Annotated in this window: 1 protein-coding gene; it reads right to left on the bottom strand. The window is 61.1% G+C overall.

Annotation, left to right across the window (positions count from 1 at the left end):
- Positions 1 to 188: 188 nt before the first annotated feature.
- Positions 189 to 1,310 (bottom strand): alkyl hydroperoxide reductase subunit F (ahpF, locus tag F8N85_RS34270; RefSeq protein ID WP_150807690.1); only part of this gene is annotated, 1,122 nt, incomplete at its 5' end.

Genomic DNA, 1,310 nt, shown 5'->3' with positions numbered 1-1,310 from the left:
CGGTGGTGCGATCCGACTTGCTCGCGAATGCGGACTCACATTCACCCCTTGAGTCGCCTGATACACTGCATTCGCGAGCAAGCTCGCTCCCACAAAAGCGGGTTCCCGTACATGCCTGCTTTCACAAGCTGCACACGACAAAACCCCACGATCGCTCATGGGGTTTTGTTTTTTTTTGCGCTATCGGATCACGCCGGCGCAGAAGTCCGAATCAAGTGATCGAATGCGCTGAGGGAAGCCTTGGCGCCCTCGCCCACCGCGATCACGATCTGCTTGTACGGCACGGTGGTCACGTCACCGGCAGCGAACACCCCCGGCAGTGAAGTCTCGCCTCGGGCATCGACGATGATCTCGCCGCGCGGCGATAGCTCGAGGGTGCCCTTGAGCCAGTCGGTGTTGGGTAGCAGACCGATCTGCACAAAGATCCCTTCCAGTTCTACAGCGCGCTCCTCGTCCGACTGGCGATCCTTGTAGCGCAGGCCGTTGACCTTCTGACCGTCGCCGGTGACTTCAGTGGTTTGCGCACGGGTGATCACCGTAACATTCGGCAGGCTGTGCAACTTGCGCTGCAACACCGCGTCGGCGCGCAACTGCACGTCGAACTCCAGCAGTGTCACGTGGGACACGATACCGGCCAGGTCGATGGCCGCTTCAACGCCGGAGTTACCGCCGCCAATCACCGCCACGCGTTTGCCCTTGAACAGCGGACCGTCGCAGTGCGGGCAATACGCCACGCCTTTGTTGCGGTATTGCTGCTCACCCGGGACGTTCATTTCACGCCACCGGGCACCGGTCGCGAGGATCACGGTCCTGGCTTTCAACGAAGCACCGCTGGCGAATTTGATTTCGTGCAGCTCGCCGTTCTTGCCCGGCACCAATTTATCGGCGCGTTGCAGGTTCATGATGTCGACGTCGTATTGCTTGACGTGTTCTTCCAGCGCCATGGCCAGTTTCGGCCCTTCGGTTTCCTGCACGGAGATGAAGTTCTCGATGGCCATGGTGTCGAGCACCTGTCCGCCGAAACGTTCAGCGGCGACACCGGTGCGAATGCCTTTACGGGCGGCATAGATCGCCGCCGCGGCACCGGCCGGGCCACCGCCGACGACCAGTACGTCAAAGGCTTCTTTGGCGCTGATCTTTTCGGCCTGACGCTCGATGCCGCTGGTGTCGATTTTGGCGAGGATTTCTTCCAGGCCCATGCGGCCCTGGCCGAAGTTCACCCCGTTCAGGTAGACGCTTGGCACGGCCATGATCTGGCGGTCATCGACTTCGGCCTGAAACAGCGCCCCGTCGATAGCGACGTGGCGGAT

Source organism: Pseudomonas fluorescens (assembly GCF_902497875.1).
Taxonomy (GTDB): Bacteria; Pseudomonadota; Gammaproteobacteria; order Pseudomonadales; family Pseudomonadaceae; genus Aquipseudomonas; species Aquipseudomonas fluorescens_BR.
This window is presented reverse-complemented; position numbering and strand designations above follow the sequence as displayed.